The organism is Oligosphaera ethanolica (genome assembly GCF_030814695.1).
Classification (GTDB): domain Bacteria; phylum Verrucomicrobiota; class Lentisphaeria; order Oligosphaerales; family Oligosphaeraceae; genus Oligosphaera; species Oligosphaera ethanolica.
On sequence record NZ_JAUSVL010000001.1, the window covers coordinates 269791 to 285187 of the forward strand.

A 15397-nucleotide genomic window follows, 5' to 3' on the forward strand; every position below is an offset into this window, starting at 1 on the left:
AGCCCGCGCCGTCGCCAGAGGCCAGCGGGCGTCCACTCGCGCGCCCGGCATCCCAGGCCGCGAAGCGGCAGAAGCGCTGAAAGCGCGGACTAAGATAGCCCAGGGCAAGCGACGCCGAAGGCGGAGCGTCGCCCTGGGTAGCGCGCCTTCGGCGCTCGTGTTCCGCGGCCTCTTTGGCTTCAGTCGGCGAAGCTGACTGGAGCCAAAGAGGCAATGGAACTCATTGATTGCTGCGGCAATTTTGCGCTGTGACCCTTCGTCGCAGGTCTTTTAGGCCGCCCCTTCAGGGCTCTTTTGGGATGGGGCACCTTACCCAGGGCGACGCGCCCTGCGGGCGCTTGCCCTGGGCTATCTTAGGGCGCACCTTCGGTGCTCAAAACCTCGGCGAATGATCTTGTGCATGGTTACCAATCAACTCATCGCCGGCGATTGCCGCATGCTATCCCATCTTTCTCACTTTTGCCCCTTTTTGAGGCTAAGCAGGCACAACAAAATTTTCACATCTCCCCCTTGAGTCATGAATGAACGGGGCGTTCAGTCCTCACCAGCCGGCGACGACTCCACGACCACTTTCCGTACTGGCAGCGCGCTCACGTCTATGCCGAGAGCGCTGTAGATCATTTTCTGCCTTTCGTCGGGCTTTCCTGGGCGCCGGACGTGATATTTCCTTCCATTGCGGCAAGGAAGGTTGATGGTCGAGTAGCAATGGGTCTGCAGCAGCCTGCGGACTTCCTGGTACGTGCAGTCCACGCCAGCCAGCTTCAGGGAATACTCTATCCAACGCAATAGGTGATAGGCGAGCACGGTGATCCAGATGTGTGCATCGCACCGGTCTTCTTTCCAGTGATAAAACGGACGTAACCCCAGTTCCCCCTTGAGGAGGTGGAAGGCCGTTTCAACCCGCGTCAGCATGATGTAGATGAGCCATATTTCGTCATTTGACAGGTCTTTGCGGCTTGTCCTCAGGTGATAGCATCCATGCAGGCTGGCGTCTTCCTGGTATTTATCCTCGTCCCTGGTCCAGGATAGAAGCTGCTGATCATCATTGTATCTGACGGCATAAAACTTGGAGGCTCTGGTATATCGCGACGCTATTTTCCCAATGCACCTGTCCACGTTTGCCCGCCCTCCGCTGCTGTCCAAGTGCAGTTTCCCGTCCTTCTTCTCAATTCTTCCGGCCAGCTTTCGCAGCGCCTCAAGGTATCGTTCTTCCGTCTTGCTGACTATCGCGTCTTCTTTTGCCTTTCGGTCTTCGCTTCGGCAAAGCAGGACAACCTCCCCCTCGCCCCATATGCGCTTCACGAAGACCGGCTTTTTGTCGTCGCGCCCCTTGACGGTTTGGAAGGCCTTCCGCCGCTTGAAGTCCTCGGCAAAATTCTGGCGTGTCGTTCGTTTGCCATTCACCACATAGTCGTAGTTGTTCTCCAGCAGGGTCTTGAGGTTGGCTTGAGTGGCAATGCCGCCATCCAACACCACGGTCGGACGTCTTGTGTCACCAGTCTCCCTTTGCAGCGAAGACACGATGTCCAGAATGGTCTTGCTATCACTGGTGTTTCCGGGAAAGACCTTGTGCACGACAGGAAAACCCTCCGCGTTGAGGACAAGACCAACCGAAAGCAAGGGACAGTCCGTTCGCTTCTCCTTGCTGTTGGCACTTCGCTTGGCCTTGGGATTTTCCGTGCAGCCGCCCTCAAAATAGCTATTGGTCAGGTCATACAGAAAAATTGTGTTTCCCAAGTTGAACAGGTTTTCCTCGCGCGCCCGCAAGTGCCTGGTGAGCTCAACACTATGCTCAAGCAGATCATCGCCAGCTCTGTAGAAAATTTCCTTGCCGTAAAAGCCAAACGTGTCATTGAGAAGTTCGTCCATGGCCACGGTCTGCAGCCACGACGGAAGTTCGTGCTCGCTGCATGGCTCGACAAGGCGGTTGAAAACGCATGCCTGCGCGGCGTGTATGCGTCGGGCTGGCATGCCTCGCGACGCAAGGAAGTCCGACAGGCCAAGGCTTTCCCACGCCCGCTTGAGCGGCAGCAGAACGCCAATCTGCCTGGTGTCCTCGTGGCTGACCTCATCAAGAAGTACGCCGTCGGCGATGCCGCCGACCGGTACATTCCTTGTGACGCTGCTCCTGACAAGATCAAGCTTGCCTTCGGATTTCATCTTGTCAATGATCAGGTCCGACCAGGACGCCACTTCTGGCTTCATTGGCAGAAGCGACTGCTGACCGGAAACAATGGCTTCGATGTTATGGGCGATCTCGCGACGGAACACGTCGGGTATGACGCATCCCCCAAGAGACAAGAGAACCTGCTGGCGCACCTTGCCGTCAAGTCCGCGACTACCGCGGACCAACTGAAGAAGGAGAGTGCCGTTGGTGCTTGTCTTTTCGCGAAAATACATTTTGTGCCTTTGCAGTGAAGGTTTCTAGTATGTATTAGCAAATAGACTAGCAATAAGATTAAAAAGTTCAAGCGATAACAGCACATTAAAAAGGCACAACAAAAGCGTTTCCGCCTACCCCTACGCACAGCGTCGTCGGGCCGGAGGTCGGTCTCACGCAGGAAAACTTTTTTTGAATAAAATCAAGTGAGAAAGATGGGCTATGTGAAGAGCATTGCTCCTATGAAACCCGCTGCCGCAAAGATCGGCGAAAATCAGGGTCGGATGGCTGGGCGGCGGTTGGCCGTGGGTTTCCTGCAAATTGTCCCAGCGAAGCGCCGGGGTGTACACTGACCGATTACTCGCTCACGCTGGCGCCCTGTCAGTCGCCCTCGGCGACATGCGTGGACAGCTCTTTCTCCAGAAGCCACTCGCCACTCATGCGCCGAAAGCTATACACGGATTTCTCCAACTTGCCAGGCGTGCCGCGATCGTAGGTAGTCACGATCGCACTGTCACCATCGACGACAATGGCCTCAAAGCGCGCACTGGCGTGGGCGCGCTTGGCCCACGCCTGACGTATGGCCAGAAACGCCTGAAGCTCGGCGCTCTCCGTGGCCGTGAGATCGCCACGACGCATGGCAGCAACCCTCGCCGCGAGTTTGTCCAGCTTGGCGCGGTCGACGACCTGGCCATCCACGCCATGCAACTCGGCCAACGGGGCCAGCATCGCCACCAATGACGCGTAATCAGACGCCATCATGTGCTCGTAACCACGCAGGACCTGACGCCGCAACACATCTGCCTCCGTCGGCGCCACTATCCGACACGACGCCAACAGCAACAACAACAGCGCCAACGACGGCGCCAGCCCGAAAAGGCCCGCCCGAGAACGAGTAGATAAACAACGGCTTGTGTGCATTTCTCGGCCCTCCTGGTAGTTTGGTGGATTACCACCCATGCCAGAACGACAGTTCTGGCCCCGAAAACCCGCAGTAAATAGTATAGCGCCTCACGCAACGGCTCGCCGGAGGAAAACCTGCCCAAACGAACGGGGGGCGCCTTCGTCGCGCCAGAAAACCACAAACGCATCAGGGCTATTGCCTTGATGCGTTTGTGGTTATAATGGTGGGCGACACAGAACTCGAATCTGTGACCTCTACCGTGTCGAGGTAGCGCTCTAACCAACTGAGCTAGTCGCCCGTTTTGAACAGTGCTTACTATACCGCCGTCTGTGGCTTAAGCAAGCGTAGAATCCTTAATTTTCGCCTGCTTTGTCGCTTTTTTTCGCCTTGCTTTTGCCCAGAGCCGGTTCTGCCAGGTCCTCGTCTGCGAGCTGCTGGAAGAATATTTCCTGGAGCATGCCGATCATGGCCATGCGGGCTTCAAGATTGATGAGCACATCGGCGAACATATCATTGAGCGTGCGCCAGTAATCGTCCATATCGCCGGTCTGCACTTCGCGGGTGTTGCTCTTGGCAATATTGTCAACGAGGTCCTTCTCATCCTTGACCAGCTTCGACCAGAATTCCGGGAGGGTGCCCTCAATGGTGAGGCTGCGGTCTTCTTCGTAATTCAGGCGTTTGATTAGGCTGTTGAAGTTGCGACGGACAGTCGGCGTCATCTTCATGGCACCACCGACCTTCGCCCAGTCAATACGGCTGAGCACCAGATCGGCAAACTTGTCTTTTTCGCTCTCGCGTTTCTCTACCGCGGCCCGTTGCTGATCAGCCTGAGCGGCCTGACGGCTGGCATCCTGCGCCTGTTCTTCCAACCGACGATTGGCAAGGCGCTGTTCTTCGTAGCGCGACTGCCAGCTGCTGAGCTCTTTGTTGACGCGGTCGCAATCGCTTTGCAGGCGGGCCGTCGTCCGGGCCATCTCGTCACGCAGGGCCTTCTCGCGCTCAGCACGAACGCCATCGGCTTGAGACAACTCCTGGGCCAGACGGCGCATCTCGGCCTGGACGCTCTCCAGCTTCTGCTGCGCCTGGTCTTGATCCTGCCTAAGCTGCCGGTTTTGCTTCTTCAGCTCCTGGATCTCATTGCCGGCTTCGCTCTGCTTGGCGCGGAGTTTTTCCGCCTCGGCGGCGAGTTGTGCGGCCTTGCGGCTCAGCTCCTCGCGCTCATTCTCGACGTCCTTGAGCTTCGTCAGCAGCTGCGCATTGCCCTGGGAATCGTCAAGTATCTTTGCGGCCTGCTCTTTACTGAACTTCAGGGGACTGAAGCAGAGAAGAATGCGCCACTTGTCCAAGTCATCAACGACGAAGTACTCGGCGAATTTCGCGTCAGGCAGGACGTAGTCGTCTTCGCCAAGCTTCTCGGCCTCGCGATATGCCTTGTACTCATCAGAGTGAAAATAGTTCTCCAGCGAGCCGTGCAGCACTTCGTGCACGGGATACCAGGAAGCAAAAACGCCGTTGCACCAGCTGTCAGAAAACTCGGCTTTTTGCGCTTCGCGGAAGATCAACTTCTCGATGCGCTCGCGCTTGTTGGGCTCGAGGCGATGACCGCCAATTGTGCAGAGCTTCGCCAGAGGGGCATTAGCCTGGACGTAATTCCGCAGACTCGACCAAGGCAGCTCGGCGAGCATCTTGGTGAACACATCGGCGAGATTCACGCCCGGTATTTTTTCGTTATTGCCCAACATCCAGGAGATACTCCTTCTGCAACATGTCTTTTGCGGCGGCGATATAGGACGCCGCCATTTGCCGGCGCAGCGAACGCTCGATTTTCTGTAATGCCATGGACAGACTCATAGCCGTGTCCTCTTTACCATCAGCCATGGCCTGGGCATGCGCCTTGCGGCATAACAGCACGGCATCGCGCCAGCACATTTCCTGGCACAGCAAAGCCACCCTGCTCATGGTGTCGTCACCGCCATCCTGCTGCCGTTGCTCTTTTGCCTTGGCAGCCTTACGCTTGACCTTTCTACTGGTCAAGGTATCAGGGGCGCTGTCGTCAATTTCTTTTAAACTCTTTTTCGCCATCGAGAGGCAAAACTCCAAGAACCCACTTCCATGCGCTCAGCCATCACGGCACAACGCTAGTAGATATAAAAGCAGGTAAATAACAGGGTGAAAAATGGAGGCGCGGACCGGATTCGGACCGGTGAATGGAGGTTTTGCAGACCTCTGCCTTACCACTTGGCTACCGCGCCATATGAAAAACGTGCTCTAATATAGGACAAAAACGTCATCTGTCCACCAGATGGATGACTTTTTTGCTGCTTTTCGGAAAAGAAAACGATCCGTGAATAACCATGGACGCGATGAGCGCGATGAACACGACGGGCGCGATGGACGAAAGTGAAGGAAGAAAAACTGCCCAGGGGTATCACCAGGGCAGCGGTTTATCAGCGGTTTCTGCGAACCATCGCCATGATCCAGCTGCGCAGCAGTTCCCGTTGCGGCGTTGGGCGCAGGGTACTCTCCAGCAGCTGCAGGGCTTCGGCAAGGAAGCGCTCGGAGCATTTCCGTGCGTAGACATCGCTGCCGGTGCGCGTAACGACCTCCCGCACGGCGGCGATGTCGTCAGCAGATGCAGTGGCATGCCCCAGAATGCCCGTCAGCAGACGCCGTTCCGCAGCGCTGCAGTACGCCATGGCGTGGCGCATCACCATGGTGCGTTTGCCCTCGCGAATATCCGAGCCGATGGGCTTGCCGAAGCTGACTTCCTCGCCACTGAGCCCGAGCAGGTCGTCCTGAATCTGAAACGCCAGGCCGCAAAGTTCTGCGCAGCGGCCCATGGCCTGGGCCACGGGACTGTCCTGCGGGGGACAGTCCTCGGCGAGCGCAACGCCCGTGGTCGCACAGAATGCCAGCAGCGCGCCAGTCTTCTGCCGCATCATGGTCATAATGCTTTCCTCGCTGATCTCCTCCCATGAACAATGGCTGAGCTCGACATCCAGTTGCTCACCAGCCAGCAGCTCGGGCGTCAGCCAGTCGCTCATGCGCCGCGCCAAAGCCAGCGCCAACGCCGGTCGCGCCGGCACAGACGCCAGTAACGACAGCGCCCGGCCCTGCAGGAGATCGCCAGCCAAAATAGCCAGGCTCACGCCGTAGTCGGCCGCGGCCGCTTCCGAGAGCCGCCAGCGCCGCCGTCCGAGCGCGGCACCTGAGATGTGTGCCGTCGGCTGCCCCCGGCGGAAAGCATCGTGGTCGATGATGTCGTCATGCACCAGCGTCCAGGTATGATAGACTTCGACCGCAGCGGCCGCCGGCAGTACTGCCTGGGCATCGCCACCCGCCGCCGCGCAGCAAAGCTGCAACAGTGCCGGGCGGAGGCACTTGCCGGGCTGCCGCAGGTAACTGTCAGCAGTATCGCGAAGGTGTTCCGGGACGCTTTTGGCACGAGCCGCCATGTCATCACACAGAAACGAGGCGACCTGATCGGCGACCTGTGCCATGTATGCCTTGAATGCCTGTTGACTGGATGCGTCTTGCTCTGGTAACGCCATATTCGTGTCCTCCTTATCCTGGGGGTGCTCCGTAATCGGTCAGTGATTGATACTTGAGCGGTTGAGCAACAGGCGGCCCTAGGCGCGCCCGTTTCCCAGCCGTGGTGCGGGCTTTCAGCCCGCGCCGTCTCAAGAGGCCAGCAAGCGTCCACTCGCGCGCCCGGCTTCCCAGGCCACAAAGCGGCAGAAGCGCTGAAAGCGCGATCTATAATAGCCCAGGGCAAGCGACGCCGAAGGCAGAGCGTCGCCCTGGGTAAAGCGCCATTTTTGTTCGTGTTCCTCGGCCTCTTTGGCCCCAGTCGGCGAAGCTGACTGGGGCCAAAGAGGCCGAGGAACCCATTGTAACGTCTTCACCGTATTGATCCTTGCGCCTTGCGCGGTGTTTTTTTAGGTCGCCCTTTCACGGCTCATTTCTGTGGGGCCCTTACCCAGGGCAACGCGGGCGCTTGCCCTGGGCTTTCTTAGGCCGCGCCTTTGGCGCTGAAAACAAAAGGCCGCCAGAAAACCTGGTATCAATGGCTGACCGATTACGGGTGCTCCTCCCCGCGGCCGCCCGTGACACATAGCCAAATACGGGATGAAGGTTATGTTATTGGTTTCTCTGGCGGCACGATGCCACGCTAAAGTATTTCAAGCCGTGCCTGCTCTGCATTTACGACAGTCCCCAATATAACGCTGGTCTCGCCGGCCGCAGGCAGCCGCCAGGGCAATTGTTGCCTGTTGGAGCGCAGCCGGTTCTTGTGTTCTGTATTAGCGAATCAACAGGAGAAGATCGACCATGTCCGTTGATGCCACCAAGCAGGAATTAACCGCCTTGTTAGCGCCTCACCACCAGGAGCATATCCTGCGCTTCTGGGACCTGCTCAACCCCGGTGAACGACAGGAACTAGCAGCGCAAGTGCGTAACATCAACTGGGCCCGCATCAGCCAATGGGGCGCCAAAGCCGCCAGCGGCGGCAAGCTCGACATTCCCTTTGACCAGCTGCAACCGGCGCCATACCAGCCCCTGCGCGCGGAGTCACCCAAGGAGATCACCCTGCAGAAAGCCAGCATCGCCCACGGCGAAACGCTGCTACGCGCCGGCAAAGTGGCGACCTTCACGGTCGCCGGCGGCCAAGGCACCCGCCTAGGCTACGATGCGCCTAAGGGCACCTTCCCCGTCACCCCCATCCGGCAGAAAAGCCTCTTCCAGGTCTTCGCCGAAGGCATCGCCCGCAACCAGGACCGGTACCAGACGATCATCCCCTGGTACATCATGACCAGCACGATCAACGATGACGCCACCCGGGCCTTTTTCAGTGAGCACAACTACTTCGGCCTAGACCCGGCCAATATCATGTTCTTCGCCCAGGGCACGCTGCCGGCCCTCGACCTCCAGGGCAAGGCCCTGCTAGCAACCCGCTCAAGCTTGGCTCTCTCCCCCAATGGCCACGGCGGCAGCTTTGTCGCCCTGCGCGACTCCGGCGCCCTGGCCGACATGGCCGCCCGCGGCGTCACCGCCCTCTCCTACTGGCAGGTGGACAATCCCATGGTCCACGTCATCGACCCGCTCTTCATCGGCATGCACGACTTGACCCAGTCCGACATGAGCAGCCGCGCCCTTATCAAACGCGAGCCGCTGGAAAAACTCGGCCACTTCTGCCTGCTGAACAACCGCCTCATTATCGTCGAATACAGCGATATGCCCGACGATCTGCTCTACCAGAAGGACGACAAGGGCCGCCTGCTCTACCGCGCCGGCAGCCCGGCCATCCACGTACTCAGCAGGCAATTTGTTGAGCGCCTCACTAACGGCGAACTGGACTTCCAGCCGCACCGCGCGTTCAAAAAAATCCCCTACGTCAACGACGCCGGCGAAATCGTCAATCCCAGCGAACCCAACGCCATCAAGCTCGAATTCTTCTTGTTCGACGCCCTACCCCTCGCCCAGCATCCGCTGGTGCTCGAAGGCGATCGCGACGAGCAGTTCGCACCGGTGAAAAACGCCAGTGGCGACGACTCGCCGCAGTCCTGCCGGGATGCCATGCTCAAGCGCGCCGCCAGCTGGCTCGGCCAGGCCGGCGTGCCATTCCCCACGGACGGCGATGGCAAGCCCGCCGCCGTCGTTGAACTGTCACCGCGATCCTTCGTCGACGCCAAAGACGTCCAGAGCGCCAAATCACGCCTGCCAGCTTTCCAACCCGGCGAGATGTACTACATCGACTGACGGCGGCCGGCGGTGAAGGCCGGCGCAAAACACAGGACGGCTTCAGCCATGGCAGCAGGACGGCGGCGCAAGCGCAAGACCGGCGGCAAGATCCGCGACGCAATGATGAACGCCCTGCTGCCACCGCTGCTGTGGGTCATCGGTTGCTGCTCGGAACGGACCCTGCGACGCATCGCCGCCCTTGGTGCGAATCTGGCGCGAGTCTTCTACCCCGGCGGTCTGCGCCTCATCGAAGCGAATCTGGCAATCGCCCTCTCGGAACTCACGGCGCCGGCACGGCGGCGCCTCGCTGTCGACAATCTTCTGCACACCCTCTGGATGGGCCTGGACGTGATCAGCAACCTGAGTCACCCGGAGCGCCTCCGGTCGCGAGTTGTCGCGCCCGATCCCCAGCTCTACGCCAATGACAGCGGCAAGCCTTTCATCCTCTGCCTGCCGCATTTGGGCAACTGGGAGCTTTTCGGCCAGGCCGCGCCACTGTTCGGCATCAAGTCTGCCGCTGTCGCCAAGACCTTTTCCAATCGCAAACTGACCGAGCTGGTGTTCAAGGCCCGCGAGAGCAACGGGTTGGAAATCATCCCCCACCAGGGCGCGGCCCGCGGCGTGCTCGCGGCTCTGCGCAATGGCCGCAACATCGGCCTGTTGATCGACCAGAATGTCAGCCCTTCCCGGGGCGGCATTTACGCCAGCTTCTTCGGCCTGCCCGCGCCCACCAGCCGCCTGCCGGCCATGCTCGCTCGGCGCCTGGACCTGCCCGTTCTCATCGGCACCTGCGTCCGCGGTGACGACGGCCTGCTACACTTTGACAGCGAGCCGCTGGCCAAAGCCGTCGCCGACTATGCCGATGACGCCAGTCTCACCCAGGACATTCTCCACGCCACCGAAGCACTCGTCAAACGTCACCCGGAACAGTACATCTGGCTCTACCGCCGCTGGCGACGCATTCCCGGCAATACGCCCGCCGAAGTCGCCGGGCGCTTCCCCTACTATGCGGAAGCCCGCCCTGAACACTGCCCGGAAGAACTCTTCCAAGCGCCCGCCCCTCACACCCTACCCACGGAGTGACCATGGACAGCATCACCATCGAAAACCTCCGCCTGACCTGCATCATCGGCTGCTATCCGGAAGAACGGGTCAACCCCCAGACCCTCAGCCTGACACTGACCCTGTTCTGCGACACCCGCCGCGCCGCCGCCTCCGACCAGCTCGCAGATGCCATCGACTACGATGCGCTGTCGCAGAAGATTCGCGCCATGGCTGCGCAGAAACAGCGGCAGTTGCTGGAGGCCCTCGCCGAAGACATCGCCAGTCTCTGCCTCCGCGAAAGCGACGCCCAGGCCGTCACCGTGCAACTGCGCAAGCCGGGCGTACCCGCCGAAGCCGCCGCCGCCGTGGTGACTATCACCCGCACACAAAACAGCGCCAGCACCGGCGGCGTTCGCTAGCAGCAGCCCCGCACCTCAGGCATTATCCTCCGTTAGCGGTCGCTTCTCCTCAGCCCTTCTGAGCATGAGCAGATGAGCCGACACGCCGACGCCGACCGTGGCCAGCAGCAACCAGTACCAGCCATTGCTCCACAGCAGCGACGACAAGGCCAGGCTCACCCACAGAAAGATCAGGCTGCGGCGAATCATCCGCCACGGCACGCCCGTACCCGAGCGGTAGTTGTCAATGTAGGCCCGTAGATATGAACTGGTGGTCAGCCAGCGATAAAAACGCGGCGAACTGCGAGCAAAAAAATACGCTGCGGCCAACAGAAAAGGCGTGGTCGGCAATACCGGCAGAAAAATGCCCACCACGCCCAAAGACACCAACGCCCAGGCAAAAACAAAAAATAACTGTCGTATGATCATGCGTGTGAATACCCGCTATGCTACCTGGCGCAACAGAACCTGGTGACTGGAAAGCACTACCATTCCGCAGTGCTGCCCATCTCGTCCATCTCGTCCATCTCGTCCTTCGCCGCCAGCGCGCACCGGCCGGCGTGCCTTCAAGATAGCGCCGGCTGTCAGGCAAGTCACGCGCACTCCGTGGTCTCACAGCCCTTCGTAAGGAATCGGTCAGTGTACACCCCGGCGCTTCGCTGGGACAATTTGCAGGAAACCCACGGCCAGTCGCCGTCCAGCCATTCGACCTTGATTTCCGCCGGCCTTTGCGTCAGCGTGTTTCATAGGAGACTGATCGGCCAAGTTCGGCCCGGAGGGCCGTACCATGCATAACCCCTGGTGAGGCGCCCGAAGGGCGCCGCAACCAGGGGTGTGACAATAACTTGGAATTGCGCCTGGAGGGCGCCACATTGGTTAGGCGCGTCCCGTCTCACCGCGTCGGAGAGGGCATGCCGTGCATCCAATATCAATGGCTGACCTTTGCGGCAGCGTGTTTCATAGGAGTGTACACCCCGGCGCTTCGCTGGGACAATTTGCAGGAAACCCACGGCCCGCCGCCGCCCAGCTATTCGACCTTGATTTCCGCCGACCTTTGCGGCAGCGTGTTTCATAGGAGCCATTGATGCCCGTTGCTCCCGCAGCCTTTTGTTGTCATCGACCACAGGCCGCCGGGACGGCGGCGCGCCAGGATCAAGGCCGCTGGGAGTGCGCGTGATTTTCTGTAAGTGCGATGCTGATGAATTCAAAGGGCGACTTCGCCCCGCCAATCCCGGGAGCCAGCTCCAGAAAACCACGGCGGGCCTTGCCGTCGGAGACATTGATGAGCACATTGAAACGCATAGTCGAGCCGGCCTGCAGTGTAAACGGGCTGACCGTGAAGGTCGGGAAGGCCATTTCATAGGTCGTTCTGCCCTGCTCGCATTTCATTGCAAATGGAACCTCGTCGATCAGCCCGAGTCGCTTCATCAGACTGTCGTAGATGGCGTCGGAGGCATACTCGCGCCAAACAACGGGCGTGCCGCGAAACATGGAAAACGAGTATTCAAAGTCGTCGTTATCGTAACCAACGCCCGACCTGACGGCATTGGCGAGGGGGTCAAACGCAACCTGTACCGAGTCGTTCTGCCAGATGTCGTTGACGGCAGTTATCGTCGCCGAAGTCTGAAAATCCTTGTTGAGGACGGTCACCGCCATGTAAAGATGGTCGGCATCCCAGGTGATGCGGCCCTCGGCACGAATACTTTTTTCGGCTGGCGTCATGACCCACGTTCCGCGTTTGCTGGCAGCATTGGCGCTGTCAAGCTCGAAGGTGGCGGCAGCGGCTGGCCAGTCGGCAAGATCGCCGTCAATCGTGATCGCCTGCGGCGTCTTCGGACAAACCAAACCGGAAAGCTCTAGAGAAAACACGACCGGTTTGCCTTGGTCAGGTATGATCTTCCCCGCGATGATCTGCTTTGCCAGCGAGAGGGGCTGCGCTGCCTGAAAATTCAGCGCGGTGTCATGCAGTGGCGCAAGTTCGGAAAAACGTTTGCTATTCTCCCCTGGGACGCCGCCCCGGGTGATCTCAACACTGCCGGAGAGCGATTTGGCGCCAAGATTGCTGACCCTGACGAGGAAACTCTGTTTCCCGGAGCCGATCAGTTTCGCCGAAGCGACATCGCCGGTTACGGCGAGTTCAGCCATGCGGAAGGTCTCCGCAAATGCTTCGGGAGACTCCTGTGACACAAAGTAGAGCGGAGCAGGTGTAAGCATAAACTCTTGACCACTGATCCTTGATCCCATCATATCATAGCCGTTCATCATTTCCGCAAAACGGATCTTTGCCTGGTCGCCGTGCCATTTCCAGATCATGGCGGCAGATGTCCCGTCGCTACGCTTGAAAATATGGCAGCGCAGTTCAAAGCTAAACGGAACTTGGAGACAGGGGGCCGCATCCTGCAAGGCGACCATAGCGGCACGCATCGCATAAGTCGTCGTACTCGGAAGCACCGTATTGCAATGCGATGTCGCGGAGATCATCGTGTCAGTAAAATCGAGTCCGGGATTGACGCCATAACTATTGAAGGTATAGAACTGCTCCATGCCGCCCGCCAGCGCGGTCAGCAGCAGACGAAGCTGACCGATGGTCTGTTCCTGATCTGTAATCTCGCCATCGCGAGTAAACAGGGGACGACGAATGCCACGCTCCGTGGATAACATCCGGAAGTCTTTACTGAATTTCGCGGAAAACGCCTTGATGGACTGAATGTCAGCGTAATAATCGGGCAATTCCGCTTGAGCACGGTAGGGATGCTCCGTCAGAATGTCCGTAAACTTGTCTCCGCCAAGTTCCAAGAACCGATTCATATAGTCAAGGCGGGTGTGGCAGACCGAAGGGGCGGCAATCGGCACGCCGGGGTCGCTGCGATGAATCACCGCCGCCATCTGGGCTTCCAGTTCGACCACGTTTTCGATCGTCGGCGAGAGCAGCGTTGCCGGATCGGGATTCGCGCCACCCCAGGCATTCGGCTCGTTCAGAAGGTCGTAGGCATCAACCTTGCCCCGAGTCACGGTGTTGATCCAGTTTTCCATCTGGCTCAGATAATTGGTCGGATACTTCGGCAGAAAAAATTGATGAGGATAATTGGCTCGGGAAAAACTGTAAAACACGAAGAAGCCCGCGTCATGGAATGTCGCGGCACAGTCTGCTTTCGGGAGCGCGAAGGACGCATCGCGCCATAGTCGGATCGCGCCGATACCAAAATCCTGCATGATCCGGATCAGCGGCTCGGGCTTCAAGTACGAGTTCATATTTTGGCCAAAGCGCTTGTCAAGCGTGGTCGCCCGGTCGATGACGCCGCAGTAAAAGCCATGATCAATCGCCTCCGCGCCCTTCGGGGTCACCGTGACAACAAGCCTCATGGCGCCGCGTTTATCCGCCGGAACCGTGGCCGTGATCTTGCGATCGAGAGGCAGTGTCACCTTTTCGGGCGCTGCCTGAGCAATGACGTCGCCGAAGAAGTCGTAAAGTTTCCAGCCAAGCATTGCTTCTGTGGGCTGATCGGCCTCAATGTGCATAGTGGCCCCGATCGGTTCATCGGCAAAATAATAGGTCGTATCGCGATCAAGATCGCCCATGATGCGAACCGGTGCCGTCTCCCCGACGTCGGCAGTCACCAGATTGTACTGGCAGCGCAGGTCATCCACGTAGACCGTGCCTTCGCCCCAGACCAGAATGGCCGGAAAAACCAGATTGTAGCCTGCCGTATTGCCGGGAGTCCCGCTAGTCCCGTCCTGCTGTTCGCCGAAGCGTTTGACCTGAAGAGTGTACTTCTGCCATGTTTCCGACACTGTGACCGTCGTCGCATAACGGTTGCCACTGCTGTTAACGAACCACAGCAGCACATCGACTGGGCGGTCCGCCTTCATCCATGCGGAAAATGCGAGCGGCTTGCCGGTAATGGTCGGTACTGGAGCCAGTGTCAGACGGTCAAAATAGCTGCTTTCATAGCTGCGGATCTTGAAAGAATAGTTGCCGGAATGCACCTCTTCGCTGTCGATCGTGTACTCGGAGCCGTTATGCCACTCGCCGAACTTGCTGAAATGAACGCCGTTATATCCTTTGGGAGCGATGGCATCCTTGTCAGTCGGCACAGCCATATAAAAGCCGCGTTCGGCGCCACCGTTAATCATCAGATTGCGATCGGGGTCGATGGCGGCACTACGTTTTTCCGCAGGATAGCTGACCGAGGCGGAACGAAGGTAAAATACACCGGACTTGTTCAGGTAGAACAGCGCTGACAGCGCATTGATGCCAGTGGGAATAAATCTCTGGTAGGTAAACGTCTGGTAATGGTCCAACAGGAGAACTGGCGCAGGCTGCGCCCAGTAGGAACGACTCGTGACCGCCGCTTCAAGACTGAACGCACCCGTGAGAGAAAAGTTGCCCTCCACGCCCGCTTTGACCGAACGCATCTCCACGCTGAGCACGGCATTCTTGCCAGTCTGAATTGCCTCTTGCGGAACGCAGTACAGGCGCATGATAATGTTGGCCTTCGGGTACTGCTCATAATAGGCTCGGGTATCAAGTTTAAGCTCGCCGTCGGCCAGGTCAATCTTTACCAGACGCAAATCCACGTCTTCTTTGGAAGACAAAATGGCAAGCAGTCGTTTCCCAGCAAACAAGGTGATGCTGGAATCGACCTGCGTCACCCGGAAATCCTCCACCGCCGAGAAGTCGATCCCGGGTGCCGCCATTGCATAAACCACCGATATCGCAGTAGCTAAGACCCAGGCACTTTTTTTAACCAGTTTATACATTGTTTCGCTTGTTGATTATGTCGATTAATTGCATTGACGGCAGCATGGCATATCTGACACAATGCAGTGCCTGGGGCGCAGAAGAGAAAAACTGCCTGGCCCAATCAAAACCACTCTTGGGGGAGATGACTGCTGCACAACGACCGCAGTGCAGCAGCCTGTTGGCCTCAC

13 protein-coding genes and 2 tRNA genes are annotated in these 15397 nt (G+C 58.7%); 5 read left to right on the forward strand and 10 right to left on the reverse strand.

Annotated features, from left to right (window positions below):
- Window positions 1-534: 534 nt before the first annotated feature.
- The 8 genes from J3R75_RS00960 to J3R75_RS01000 all read right to left on the reverse strand — a co-directional run bounded on the left by J3R75_RS00960 (window position 535) and on the right by J3R75_RS01000 (window position 6835).
- A complete protein-coding gene (locus J3R75_RS00960) occupies window positions 535-2400 on the reverse strand; it encodes an IS1634 family transposase (RefSeq protein ID WP_442418871.1) in 1866 nt (621 codons plus the stop codon).
- Between the two features lie 153 nt (window positions 2401-2553).
- The gene (locus tag J3R75_RS00970) at window positions 2554-2730 is read right to left on the reverse strand and encodes a hypothetical protein (RefSeq protein ID WP_307259285.1); all 177 of its coding nucleotides are present in this window, start codon (window positions 2728-2730) and stop codon (window positions 2554-2556) included.
- Window positions 2731-2761: 31 nt separating this feature from the next.
- Window positions 2762-3301, reverse strand: coding sequence for a hypothetical protein (locus J3R75_RS00975; protein ID WP_307259287.1), 540 nt, complete (start codon window positions 3299-3301; stop codon window positions 2762-2764).
- Between the two features lie 204 nt (window positions 3302-3505).
- Window positions 3506-3582: transfer RNA gene (locus J3R75_RS00980), tRNA-Val, on the reverse strand.
- 55 nt (window positions 3583-3637) lie between these two features.
- On the reverse strand, window positions 3638-5026 hold the full coding sequence (locus tag J3R75_RS00985; protein WP_307259290.1) for a hypothetical protein: 1389 nt from the start codon (window positions 5024-5026) through the stop codon (window positions 3638-3640).
- Window positions 5013-5384, reverse strand: a complete 372-nt coding sequence (locus J3R75_RS00990; RefSeq protein WP_307259292.1) for a hypothetical protein — start codon at window positions 5382-5384, stop codon at window positions 5013-5015. Before J3R75_RS00990 ends, J3R75_RS00985 begins: the two co-directional genes overlap by 14 nt.
- A gap of 77 nt (window positions 5385-5461) precedes the next feature.
- Window positions 5462-5536, reverse strand: a tRNA-Cys gene (locus J3R75_RS00995).
- A 195-nt stretch (window positions 5537-5731) separates the two neighbouring features.
- Window positions 5732-6835 carry a polyprenyl synthetase family protein gene (locus J3R75_RS01000; protein WP_307259294.1) on the reverse strand — a complete coding sequence of 368 codons (1104 nt, stop codon included), beginning with the start codon at window positions 6833-6835 and terminating at the stop codon, window positions 5732-5734.
- A gap of 778 nt (window positions 6836-7613) precedes the next feature.
- On the opposite strand from J3R75_RS01000, the gene J3R75_RS01005 reads away from it, so the two are divergent.
- From J3R75_RS01005 to folB, 3 genes are read left to right on the forward strand one after another with little or no spacing between them, the layout of a single operon-like run.
- A complete protein-coding gene (locus J3R75_RS01005) occupies window positions 7614-9041 on the forward strand; it encodes a UTP--glucose-1-phosphate uridylyltransferase (RefSeq protein ID WP_307259296.1) in 1428 nt (475 codons plus the stop codon).
- Window positions 9042-9089: 48 nt separating this feature from the next.
- Window positions 9090-10106 (forward strand): lysophospholipid acyltransferase family protein, encoded by a 1017-nt coding sequence (locus tag J3R75_RS01010; RefSeq protein WP_307259298.1) that lies wholly within the window; start codon window positions 9090-9092, stop codon window positions 10104-10106.
- 2 nt (window positions 10107-10108) lie between these two features.
- Window positions 10109-10486 (forward strand): dihydroneopterin aldolase, encoded by a 378-nt coding sequence (folB, locus tag J3R75_RS01015; RefSeq protein WP_307259300.1) that lies wholly within the window; start codon window positions 10109-10111, stop codon window positions 10484-10486.
- 15 nt (window positions 10487-10501) lie between these two features.
- On the opposite strand, the gene J3R75_RS01020 is transcribed toward folB, so the two are convergent.
- On the reverse strand, window positions 10502-10894 hold the full coding sequence (locus J3R75_RS01020; RefSeq protein WP_307259302.1) for a YbaN family protein: 393 nt from the start codon (window positions 10892-10894) through the stop codon (window positions 10502-10504).
- A 210-nt stretch (window positions 10895-11104) separates the two neighbouring features.
- Between J3R75_RS01020 and J3R75_RS01025 the strand changes: the two genes are divergently transcribed.
- Entirely contained in the window at window positions 11105-11260 is a 156-nt protein-coding gene (locus J3R75_RS01025) for a hypothetical protein (RefSeq protein WP_307259304.1), read from the forward strand.
- Between the two features lie 116 nt (window positions 11261-11376).
- Entirely contained in the window at window positions 11377-11550 is a 174-nt protein-coding gene (locus J3R75_RS01030; protein WP_307259305.1) for a hypothetical protein, read from the forward strand.
- Window positions 11551-11617: 67 nt separating this feature from the next.
- Here J3R75_RS01030 and J3R75_RS01035 read toward each other — a convergent pair whose 3' ends face one another.
- Window positions 11618-15226, reverse strand: a complete 3609-nt coding sequence (locus tag J3R75_RS01035; protein WP_307259307.1) for a sugar-binding protein — start codon at window positions 15224-15226, stop codon at window positions 11618-11620.
- Window positions 15227-15397 lie beyond the last annotated feature (171 nt).

Excerpts from the sequence above, each read along its gene's own strand:
- J3R75_RS00960 (WP_442418871.1), bottom strand. The coding sequence starts at position 2,400 with ATGTATTTTCGCGAAAAGACAAGCACCAACGGCACTCTCCTTCTTCAG.
- J3R75_RS00975 (WP_307259287.1), bottom strand. The coding sequence starts at position 3,301 with ATGCACACAAGCCGTTGTTTATCTACTCGTTCTCGGGCGGGCCTTTTC.
- J3R75_RS00985 (WP_307259290.1), bottom strand. The coding sequence starts at position 5,026 with ATGTTGGGCAATAACGAAAAAATACCGGGCGTGAATCTCGCCGATGTG.
- J3R75_RS01000 (WP_307259294.1), bottom strand. The coding sequence starts at position 6,835 with ATGGCGTTACCAGAGCAAGACGCATCCAGTCAACAGGCATTCAAGGCA.
- J3R75_RS01005 (WP_307259296.1), top strand. The coding sequence starts at position 7,614 with ATGTCCGTTGATGCCACCAAGCAGGAATTAACCGCCTTGTTAGCGCCT.
- J3R75_RS01010 (WP_307259298.1), top strand. The coding sequence starts at position 9,090 with ATGGCAGCAGGACGGCGGCGCAAGCGCAAGACCGGCGGCAAGATCCGC.
- folB (WP_307259300.1), top strand. The coding sequence starts at position 10,109 with ATGGACAGCATCACCATCGAAAACCTCCGCCTGACCTGCATCATCGGC.
- J3R75_RS01020 (WP_307259302.1), bottom strand. The coding sequence starts at position 10,894 with ATGATCATACGACAGTTATTTTTTGTTTTTGCCTGGGCGTTGGTGTCT.
- J3R75_RS01030 (WP_307259305.1), top strand. The coding sequence starts at position 11,377 with ATGCCGTGCATCCAATATCAATGGCTGACCTTTGCGGCAGCGTGTTTC.
- J3R75_RS01035 (WP_307259307.1), bottom strand. The coding sequence starts at position 15,226 with ATGTATAAACTGGTTAAAAAAAGTGCCTGGGTCTTAGCTACTGCGATA.